9 protein-coding genes are annotated in these 10,087 nt (G+C 65.6%); 2 read left to right on the top strand and 7 right to left on the bottom strand.

The window, feature by feature from the left end; genetic code table 11:
* Positions 1-85: 85 nt before the first annotated feature.
* The 6 genes from WAW85_RS10920 to WAW85_RS10895 all read right to left on the bottom strand — a co-directional run bounded on the left by WAW85_RS10920 (position 86) and on the right by WAW85_RS10895 (position 6,888).
* Positions 86-1,159 (bottom strand): hypothetical protein, encoded by a 1,074-nt coding sequence (locus WAW85_RS10920; protein ID WP_422559637.1) that lies wholly within the window; start codon positions 1,157-1,159, stop codon positions 86-88.
* Positions 1,160-1,268: 109 nt separating this feature from the next.
* The gene (locus WAW85_RS10915) at positions 1,269-2,087 is read right to left on the bottom strand and encodes a serine hydrolase domain-containing protein (protein ID WP_422559636.1); all 819 of its coding nucleotides are present in this window, start codon (positions 2,085-2,087) and stop codon (positions 1,269-1,271) included.
* A 27-nt stretch (positions 2,088-2,114) separates the two neighbouring features.
* The gene (locus WAW85_RS10910) at positions 2,115-3,032 is read right to left on the bottom strand and encodes a hypothetical protein (protein WP_422559635.1); all 918 of its coding nucleotides are present in this window, start codon (positions 3,030-3,032) and stop codon (positions 2,115-2,117) included.
* A 66-nt stretch (positions 3,033-3,098) separates the two neighbouring features.
* Positions 3,099-4,229 carry an NDMA-dependent alcohol dehydrogenase gene (locus tag WAW85_RS10905; RefSeq protein WP_422559634.1) on the bottom strand — a complete coding sequence of 377 codons (1,131 nt, stop codon included), beginning with the start codon at positions 4,227-4,229 and terminating at the stop codon, positions 3,099-3,101.
* A gap of 148 nt (positions 4,230-4,377) precedes the next feature.
* On the bottom strand, positions 4,378-5,973 hold the full coding sequence (gene fadD5 / locus WAW85_RS10900) for a fatty-acid--CoA ligase FadD5 (protein WP_422559633.1): 1,596 nt from the start codon (positions 5,971-5,973) through the stop codon (positions 4,378-4,380).
* A gap of 96 nt (positions 5,974-6,069) precedes the next feature.
* Positions 6,070-6,888, bottom strand: a complete 819-nt coding sequence (locus WAW85_RS10895) for an enoyl-CoA hydratase-related protein (protein WP_422559632.1) — start codon at positions 6,886-6,888, stop codon at positions 6,070-6,072.
* 155 nt (positions 6,889-7,043) lie between these two features.
* Between WAW85_RS10895 and WAW85_RS10890 the strand changes: the two genes are divergently transcribed.
* Entirely contained in the window at positions 7,044-8,237 is a 1,194-nt protein-coding gene (locus tag WAW85_RS10890) for a TetR/AcrR family transcriptional regulator (RefSeq protein WP_422559631.1), read from the top strand.
* 27 nt (positions 8,238-8,264) lie between these two features.
* On the opposite strand, the gene WAW85_RS10885 is transcribed toward WAW85_RS10890, so the two are convergent.
* Complete coding sequence (locus tag WAW85_RS10885) at positions 8,265-9,065, bottom strand: hypothetical protein (RefSeq protein WP_422559630.1); 801 nt, start codon at positions 9,063-9,065, stop codon at positions 8,265-8,267.
* Between the two features lie 108 nt (positions 9,066-9,173).
* Between WAW85_RS10885 and WAW85_RS10880 the strand changes: the two genes are divergently transcribed.
* The coding region (locus WAW85_RS10880; protein WP_422559629.1) for an acyl-CoA dehydrogenase family protein at positions 9,174-10,087 on the top strand (914 nt) is incomplete at its 3' end.

Below are 10,087 nucleotides of genomic sequence, written 5' to 3'. Positions count from 1 at the left end.
CGCCTGATCGGCGCGCGGCGCAGCGACGACGAAGCCCCGCCGCGGACAACAACTCCAGCGACGGGGCTTTCGATCGTGCAGCCGCTCAGCGAGCGAGCGGGTAGCGCAGACGCGCGACGACGACGTCGTTCCAGAACTCCGAGTCGACCTCGGACGAGCGCACCGGCACCACCTTGCCACTGTTCCCGAGCACGACGACCGCGATGCGAGACATCAGGTCATACCCCTCATCGGAGAAAGTGACCTCACCGGTCACGCTATCCAGGCGGCCCAGGGTGTCAACAGTGAAGTCGTACACCAGCGTGTCCACCGCGCCGCCCACTGCCCCGCGAGCGATGTCGGCGATGTCGGTGGCGGCCAGCCCTTTGCTGACACCATCGGCGATGACACCGACGGTCTGCGAGGCGCGCGCGGCATTGACGTCGGTGAGGCCAGCCCGGATCGCGGTGTCCACCTCATCGGGACGCAAGGTGTCCGGGTTACCCGGCACGAGCACTACTTCGCGGCGACCGTTGAAGTTCTCCCGGAACATGCCCTCCAGCGGGTCGGTGGCGAACAGGAACAGCGGGATCTCGCCGCTGGGATCAGCGTGCGACAGCACCGACTCGACCTTGCGCGCCACGCGCTTGGTGTAGGCCTCCAAGGTCTGGGTCTTGTCGTCGCCGTGCGCCCGGGCGTCAGCGAAATCGCCTTCGTTGATCTTCAGTTCGTGGGCCTCGGTGGTGGCCGACGCCGACCAAATGTGCCATTCGTTGGCCGACAGCGTCAGGGCGTAGGCACGCTGCGGGTAGGCCACCGACCGCACGATCTGCCCCAGGTCCCAGTACTTGCCCACCTGCAGCTGCGGCTCCAGATTGTTCGGGAGGACAAAGATCTCCGCGCCGTCGGCGGTCGCGAAGATCGCCAGCGAGCGCGACAGCACGTCCCAGCAGTCGTCGGCAAGGATCCACTCAGTGATCGCGTGGAACGATTCCTGGATCGCATTGTCCGCACCCCGCTCACGCAGCGTCCGGATCGCCTGATCCATCGAACTCTTCACCGCAGTCCGCGCGACGTCGTACTCTGCCGCCGTCGCGGGCACATAGATGGTCACCGCATTTTCTTTGGGTTCGCCCATCTCGAGCAACTCAGCGGTGGTTGGGAATTCGTAACGTGCCAACGGACATGCCTCCTGTAGCGGTGGTCGGCAACGCTCCATTACGCTGCCGCGCGGTCCTGCCAAGTCCCCTCGCACCTGGCCGGACCGACACCTCCATGATACTGCTGGGTCAGTGCCCCAACTCAGCCAGGATGCCCTGATTGGTCTGACTCCACAGCGGCTTCGCCCAGCCCCCGAACGGCCGATCGGTGAGCACGACCGCGGCCGCCCGACGCTCCGGATCGACCCACAAGAAGGTGCCCGCCTGACCGAAGTGCCCGAAGGTCGACGGCGAGTGCTCCGGTGCCGTCCAGTGCGGGTTCTTGGTCCCTTTCAACTCCGGCCCCAGACCCCAGTCGTTGGGCCGGAACTTGCCGTACCCGGGGGTGAAGCCGTCGATCCCGGGGAACTGCACTGCGCGGGCGAGTTCCGCGGTCTGCGGCGAGATCAGCATCGGATCGAGAAGCTCGACGGCGAATCGCGCCAGATCGTCGACGTTCGACGAGGCGCCGTGCCCAGCTGGGCCGTCCAGCGTGGTCGCGGACAATCCGAGCGGCTCGGCGAGCGCCTCGCGCAGATAGTCGGCAAAGGCGATCCCGGTCGCGGCGGCCACCGTCTCGGCGAGCACCTCGTACCCAGCTGAGGAGTAGATGCGCGTGGTGCCCGGCTCCGCAACCGCGTCTCTGGCGTCGAAGTCCAGTCCGGACGCATGCGCGAGTAGGTGCGCCACCGTCGACCCGGGCGGTCCGGCCGCCTCGTCGAGGTCGATGGCTCCCTCCTCCACCGCTACCAGAACCGCGTGAGCCACCAGAAGTTTGGTCACCGACGCCAACGAAAACACCCGATCGGTATCCCCGAACGTAGCGACGTTCGGGGAGCGGTCGGGTGTGATCACGGCGGCCGACACCGCGTCGACCGGCCAGTGCGCGAGTTGCTGCAGTGCATCCACGCACCGCACCCTACGCGCGGCGATCTGTCAGTTGGCGGGAACCGGAACTGCTGGGGTCTCCTCGGCGGGGACCTGAGGAGTGGCGTTCGGCTGTTCATCAACGACACCCGGCGCCACCTCGAGCTCACCGGAGCGCTCGATCACTTGGTTTTCGTCCAGGGTGCTCTGCACATCGTCGACGTTGCCGAGCACACGGTCGACGTCGGCGGTCGTGTAGCCACACTGGTACGCCTCGGAGACCCACTTCTTGGTCAGGCGCGCAATCCCCCCTTGGTGCGCCACGGCGACGGTGGTGCCCTCGACCTTGTTCGGGTCTGAACGCCTCAGGTCGGAGACCTCCCGGCAGACGTGGAAGGCCGCGCCACCCTTGACCCAGAAGACCTCGTCCTTACCGGTCAGCTCCTGGACGACGTTGGTCTCGACGCTGTACTGCTCCACCGACGGCGCATCCTTATCAAAGGAGAGCACCCCCACGACGAGAGCGACGACGATCGCCACGGCCCCGAGAATGCCCTTCTGTTTGCCGTCCATATCCTTGTCGAGGAAGATCAGTACGATCAGCGGCAGGAACGCCAGGACCGTCATAATCACGCCGAGCTGGTTCTGGATGAAGAAGCGAGTCTTGTCCTTCTCTGACGCCGGGTCGAACCGGTTCGCCTTCTTCCATAGCAGCGAGCCGCCCAGCGTAAGCACCGCGATGGCGACGATCAAACCGATGATCAGCCAGGTGTTGACCGGCTTCTCCGGGAGCAGGGCCCACACGATGGTGAAGATCTCCAGTCCGATGGCCACGATCCACAACACCATCGCGACGATGCGAAGCTTCAGCGCCGTCGACTTGGCTTCCGGCGAAGCGACGAAGGTACCGCCCTTCGTCGTCTTCTGCTCGGCCACCTCGGCGCCGCGCTGCGCGCGCGACGTCCCGGGCTTCTTACTCTCAGCCATCTCTACCTCCGGTCCGGGTGAATCGTCGCTAAGCGTAACGCCGGGTCGCCGCGCGGCGGCGCAAGGTCAGCGGTCGGCGTCGGTGTACCGGATCACGCCGCGGATGTTGCGGCCTTCGAGCATGTCGCTGTAGCCCTGGTTGATCTGATCGAGGGTGTACTCGCGGGTGATCATGTCCGCGATGTTGAGCTTGCCCGCCTTGTACATCGACAGCAGCAGCGGAATGTCGAGCTTGGGGTTAGCGCCACCGAAGATGGAGCCCTGCAGATTTTTCTGCAGCAGGGTCAGCATCGCCAGGTTCAGGGTCACCTCGCTATCGGCCATATTGCCCATGCCGGTCAGCACGCAAGTGCCGTTCTTAGCGGTGATGCTCATCCAGGTGTCGACGTCGGTGCCGTGCACCTCGCCGACGGTGACGATGACCTTCTGGCACATACCCCATTCGGTGACATCGCCGATCGCATTCATAGCTTCAGGCACCGAGGCAAAAGCCGCCGTGGCACCGAACTTGAGCGCCTGCTCCCGCTTCCATTCGACCGGGTCGATGGCAAAGACGTTGCGTGCACCGGCGATCACCGCACCCTGCAGCGCTGCGGTGCCGACGCCGCCGACACCGACGATCGCGACATCCTCACCCGGGCGGACGTCGCCACTGCGGGTCGACGATCCGTAGCCGGTCGGAATACCGCAGCCGCACAGCGCGGCAACCTCGAACGGGATGTCCTTGTCGATCTTCACCGCGGAAGCCTCGTGCACCACCATGTACGGGCTGAAGGTGCCCAGCAGTGTCATCGGGTACACCGGCTCGCCAGCCGCGCTGTGAATACGGAAGGTGTGATCGGAGACGGCCTCGCCCTGCAACAGCATGGCACCGAAATCGCACAGGTTGGCCACACCCGCCCGGCACGACTTGCACTTGCCGCACGACGGAATGAAGCTGAGCACCACGTGGTCGCCGACCTCAAAGTCAGTGACGCCCTCGCCTACCTGCTCCACTACACCGGCGCCCTCGTGTCCGCCGAGGATCGGGAAGCCGGCCATCGGAATGCCGCCGGTCATCAGGTGATGATCGGAGTGGCACATGCCGGCCGCCTCCATGCGGATCTTGATCTCATGCGCCTTCGGATCGCCGATCTCGATCTCTTCGATCTTCCACGGAGTGTTCAATTCCCGCAGGATTGCGCCCTTAGTCTTCAACTCTTCCGACCTCACTTGATTCTGCCCGTCGCCGTCGACGGGCGTGGATGTGACGACGCGCGATAACCGCGCTGTGAATGTGAGCGTAGTCATCGCGCGCCGAAATTGGAACACGTTCTAGTCAGCGAGTCTTCGCTGACCGCGATCGTCAGGGAGCCAGGCCGGCGTCCTTGCTGCCGAACTCGTCACGCAGCGTCGGCTTGACCACCTTGCCGCCGGCGTTCCGGGGCAGTTCACCGACCAGAACGAGGTCCTTCGGGTGTTTGAAGCGCGCGAGGTTCTCATCCAGGTATGCCCCGAGGTCCTCGAGCGTCAGGTCCTCAACACCTTCGGCGAGTACGACCACCGCGACCGGCACCTCGCCCCACTGGTCGTCGGCGCGCCCGATGATCGCAGCCTCCAGAATCTTGGGGTGTCCGAACAAGACGTTCTCCACCTCGGCGCAGTAGATGTTCTCGCCGCCGGAGATGATCATGTCCTTCGCCCGGTCCACGACGTAGAGGAAGCCCTCGTCGTCCTGCCGCACCAGGTCACCGGAGTGGAACCAGCCGCCGCGGAACGCGTCAGCAGTGCCTTCCGGGTTCTGCCAGTAGCCGACCATCAGGTTTGGGCCGCGGTAGACGATCTCGCCGACCTCGCCGGGGGCGACGTCCTCGCCGATCGGGTCGACGATGCGCGCCGTCACCGCCGGCACCACCTTGCCGATTGAGCCGATCTTGCGCAGCGCGTCCTTGCCTTCCAGTACGCACGTGATCGGCGACATCTCCGTCTGCCCGAAGACGGCGACGTTCAGCGCATCCGGGAAGGTCGCGTTCATCGCTTTCAGCACCGTGTCCGAGGCCGGTGCGGCTCCCCACGAGATCACTGTGAGCTTCAGGGCACGCGGCTGGGCCGCCTGCGCGGCGCACACCGCCTGCCACTGGGCCGGAACCAAGAAGATTGACGTTGTGCCCTCGGCTTCCAGGACGTCGAGCATCTGGTTCGGGTCGAAGGCGCCCAGCGGGTGGATCACCGACAGCGCACCCGTCGCAAACAGCGGCGTCATCGCGCCCAAGCCAGCAATATGGAACAGCGGCGCGACGCAGGAGCCGATGTCGTCAGGTTTGGTGTTCAGCGCCTGGATCGTGGTCAGCGCCTGCGACTGCAGGTTCTGGTGGGTCAGCATCGCACCTTTGGGCTTGCCAGTGGTACCCGAGGTGTACATGATCAGCGCGACGGTCTCCTCAGGGATGTCGATCTCCGGCAGGTCTGCACCGTCCTCGGCGACGAGCTCCTCGTACTTCAGGTGCGCCTCGCTGTCGGTCTCCCCCACCACCAAGACGTCAGAAATCCCGGTCATCGCGCCCACCGCGTCGGCCAGCGGCGCGAGCAGCGACTCGGTCGCGATCATCTTGGCACCGGAATCCTGCGCGATGAAGCCGATCTCGGGCGGCGCCATACGGACATTCACCGGCACGGGGATCGCCCCGATCAGGTTGGCCGCGAACACCAGCTCGACATACTCGGAACGGTTGAGCATGACGATCATGATCCGGTCGCCGAATCCGACGCCGCGGCGGCGCAGCGCGGCCGCCAGCCGGTGGGTGCGCTCGTCCAGCTGCTTCCAGGTGGTCACCGTTCCCAGGAATTTAAGCGCGGGGTTGTCCGGAATCATCCGCGCGTGCCTGCGCACCTGATTATTCCAGTGGCTACGGCGCGAGCGGGTGGGCTCGGAATCGAGGGCGATGCCCAGGGCGTTCGTCACGGGTTCTCCTTGGTGGTGTTTGGAAGAGCGGGTGGTGTTTGGAAGAGCGGGTGGTGGTGAGAAAGGCGTTGGTGGACACGTCGATCAGCCGCAGATTCAGCGCTGACCGGAAGTAAACGCGGCCAGCGCCGCCTGAAACTGTGGGCTTTGCAGGAGCTCAGCCTGTCCGGCGATCTCCCTGCCGATCGCCGCGTCGTACTGATCCAGGGAGGCGCCGTCGAGGGCGGCCTTGGTCAGCGCCAGCGCCGGCGCAGATGCTCGGCAGAGCCTGGTGGTCACCCGGCCCACGACGGCATCGAGTGCCTGCTCTTCTTCAACCACCTCGTTGAGCAGTCCGGACTCGAGGGCCTCGGCGGCAGAGAGCTTTTGACCAAGCAGCGCCATCGCATTGGCGCGCGCTCGCCCGATCGAGGCGGCGAAGGTCGCGCTGGCCCCGCCGTCGGGCATCAATCCAATATTGACGAAGGCCAGGAGAAAGTAACTGCGGGCAGTGGCGTAGATCAGGTCAGCGCCCACCGCGAGCGAGGCCCCGATGCCAACGGCTGCCCCATCGACTGCCGCCACCACCGGCATTGGCAGCGCGCGCACGGCGCCGACCAGCTGAGAACCGTTCTCGATGATCGCCCGCGAGTCATCGCCGTCGAACCCACCCTTGGTCGCTGCCTCCGTTGCCATTCCGGCGACGTCCGCGCCCGCACAGAACGCGCCGCCGCGCCCACTGAGCACTACGACCCGCACGGCCGGATCGGTGGCCCACTGATCGCACACCTCGATGATCCGCCGAGATGCCGGGCCGTCGAGGGCATTCATCTGTGCGGGCCGGTCGATCTCGAGACGGGCCACTCCCGCCGCGTCGATCCCGCTCCAGATCCCGTCAGTCAACTTCGCCGCAGACAAGTGCTTCCTCCGATTCATCGACGGTCGTGGGACACACGCTAGCATCCAATATGAGCCGCGTCACGCGAATCTTCATTCACTTATTAGTCCATGATTAGCGCGATGAACTGCATAGTTATTCGATCATGTCTAAACATATATTTTTGCTTGCCAGTTCAACTACCATTCACTCCGTGAATCTGAAGCCGTCGTCGACGGCCGCATCCGTCCGCCGGGTGCGGCCGCCGGATCGGCGTGCACACCTGATCGAAGCCGCCGCCGCCGCATTCGCCGCGCACGGCTTTCACGGCACCCGAATGTCCGATATCGCAGGCGGCGCGGACGTGTCTGCACCAGCCCTGTACCGGCACTTCACCACCAAATCCGCTCTGCTGGGTGCCGTCGTCCGCGAGTCCGCCGAGCGCATGCAGACCGCACTGGCCTCGGTGGAGTCGACACCGGACGACCCGGCAAACGAGCTGGGCGAGGTGATCGACGCCTACGTCGCCACCGTGCTCAACCACCGGAGCGACCGGGATCTATACCGTTGGGAATCCGGCGCGCTCGATTCGGAGGATCGCACCTACGCCCAGGACGTGCGATCCTCCGCCGAGCAGCGTGTTCGCGATCTAATCCTGGCGGTACGACCCGAGTTGTCGTGCAGCGAGGCCGAAACCCTCACCGAGGCCGTCTACTCGACAGCGAACAGTCCGAGTAATCATCGAGTCACGCTGCCTCGCAAGACCATTGGGACGCTGATCGGTCACGCCGCACGCACCGTTGCCTTCGCCGAGTTGCCCCCCTCGCGGGAGGGGCCGGTAACTACCGGGCTGGCGCCGACCGCCCGGCGAGAGGTCATTCTCACCGAGTCGGTCGCACTCTTCGCCAAACATGGCTTCCACGAGGTGACCATCGAGCAGATCGGCGCTGCCACGGGGCTTCCCCCGTCCGGCGTGTACCGCCACTTCCCCTCCAAGCAGGCAATCCTGGCGGCGGCGTTACAACGCGCGTCCGAGCGCACTGCCTCCGCCGTCGCCGCCGGACTGGCGCAAACCGACTCCCCAAGCGAGGCGCTCACCCACCTGGTGCACCAGTACGCGCTACTGTGCGTCACCGATCCGGCGATCATCACCGTCTACCGGCGCTGCTTCGGCGCGATCGACGGCACCCAACGTGGCGAACTACGTCGCCAGCAGCGCATCAACGTCGACGAATGGGCCAGTTGGCTCCGGGCTACCCGCCCCGAACTACCGCCCGCCTCAGCCCGGTTTCTGGTGCACGCAGCACTGGACGTGATGAACGATCTGACGGGCGGACCGCACGCCGTGGGTGCCGATACCGGCGCGGCCCTCGCGCTGACAATCCTGTTGGAGACACCGGCCGGTTGAACGACGCGTGAGCGACTCCGACGAAAATCAGATCGTCACGAAGTCCGCGACGAGCCACCGGTCCCCGTCGCGAGTCAGGGTGACCTTGACGCGACGCTGGTAGGTGACGCCGTCGGCCCCGGCCGAGGGCAACTCCGGAGAGGAGAGCGTGTGGTCGACCGCCACCAGCACCACCGCGTGGTCGCCGCTGATTGACGTGAGGCCGGCGTCGACGGCCGTGCCCACCGACGTCACCTCCGCCGCGTCGTTGCCACGCCGCGCTTCCGGCGACGCCTCGATGTACCGGTCGGCGAAGTCCGGGGTCGCGATGGCCCGAATCCGCCGATCCAGGTCGGCGTAGCCGCCCGGCTGGTAAGTGAGCATCTCGGCCGCATACTGCTGCGCATCTGCCATCGCCTGCTGACCGATGCCCGAGTCCGGCCCCAGCCTCCCGTCCTGCGACTGGGCATAGAAGTAGCCAAGCACCCCCAGTCCGATCAGCAGGGCCGCGATCAGCGCGCACAGTCCGATCAGCAGACCGCGGACCGGACGATTCGGCCGCGCGGGCGCGGTCACCACCCCGGGCACCCGCGCCGGATCGATCACCTCCGTCTCATCCTCGCCACCGGATACGGCGTCAGCAGCTTCGCCGTCACCAGATTTGGCCACTTCCTTACGGCGGGCCTCTTCCCGCACCCGGCGATTCTCGGCGAGCAGTTTCTTGCGTTCACTTTCGGTCAGCGCCTTCGCCGATTCGGGCATGCCGACCTCGACCGTTCCCGGGTCGCCCGAATCCAGCCCCTCGACGATCGGGTCGGTCGGGTCTGGGTTGTCCGCACTCGTAGGCATGGGCACCAATCTAACGCCCTTCCACCGAAGCGCGCCCACCGCTTGCGTTCCCCTCAAATATCACATATATGTGATAGCAACATTGTCGATTCAGCACAGGAGCTCCCCATGGTCGTCTTCACTCCCGAACAGCAGGACTTCGCCAAGTCCATCGCCGACTTTTGCAAGCGCGAGACCGGCACCCGCGCCCAGCGCGACGCGTTGACCAACAACGGCACCGAGAACCATTCGGTGGAGTTGTACAAGAAGATGGCGGGGCTGGGCTGGGCCGGCATCAACGTTGCCGAGGCGTACGGCGGTGCCGGCGCCGGCAATGTCGAGCTGTGCATTCTGCTCGAGGAGTCCGTGCGCGGACAGGCACCGATCGGCGGGATCGGACCGACGCTGATCACCGCGGCCGCCTACGAGAAGTTTGCCGACGAGGACCGCAAACGCGAGGTCCTCGCGGGCGTCGTCGCCGGCGATTCGCTCTCCATCTCGATGTCCGAGCCGGAGGCCGGCTCCGATGTCGGCGCCCTGACCTGCCGCGCCGAGAAGGTCGAGGGCGGCTGGAAGATCAACGGGCAGAAGACCTGGTGCTCCAACGCGCACTTCGCCACCTCAATCCTGCTGATCGCCCGCACCGACTCCAGCGGCGCCAAGCACGAAGGCATCACCCAGTTCCACATTCCGGCCGGGACCCCCGGGCTCGAGATCAAGGGAATCGACACCCTCGGCGGGAAAGAGGTCAATGACCTCTACTTCACCGACTGCTTCGTCCCCGATTCGGCGGTCGTCGGCCAGGTTGGCAACGGCTGGATGCAGCTGATGGCTGGCCTAAACACCGAACGCCTGATCCTGGCTGCCATGCAGCTCGGTGTGGCCGAGCGGTCCTTCGACGACACCCTCGCCTTCATCACCGAGCGCAAGCAGTTCGGTCGCCCGATCGGCTCCTTCCAGGCCCTGCGCCATCGGATGGCCGACCATGCCACCGAGATCGCCGCCACCCGGGAACTGATCTATGCGCTGGCGCAGGCCTCCGA

The organism is Gordonia sp. (in: high G+C Gram-positive bacteria) (assembly GCF_049299075.1).
GTDB lineage: Bacteria > Actinomycetota > Actinomycetes > Mycobacteriales > Mycobacteriaceae > Gordonia.
This window is presented reverse-complemented; position numbering and strand designations above follow the sequence as displayed.

What these genes read in the sequence shown, in the direction of transcription:
- WAW85_RS10910 (WP_422559635.1), bottom strand. Translation starts at nt 3,032, where the DNA reads ATGGCTGAGAGTAAGAAGCCCGGGACGTCGCGCGCGCAGCGCGGCGCC.
- WAW85_RS10895 (WP_422559632.1), bottom strand. Translation starts at nt 6,888, where the DNA reads ATGAATCGGAGGAAGCACTTGTCTGCGGCGAAGTTGACTGACGGGATC.
- WAW85_RS10885 (WP_422559630.1), bottom strand. Translation starts at nt 9,065, where the DNA reads ATGCCTACGAGTGCGGACAACCCAGACCCGACCGACCCGATCGTCGAG.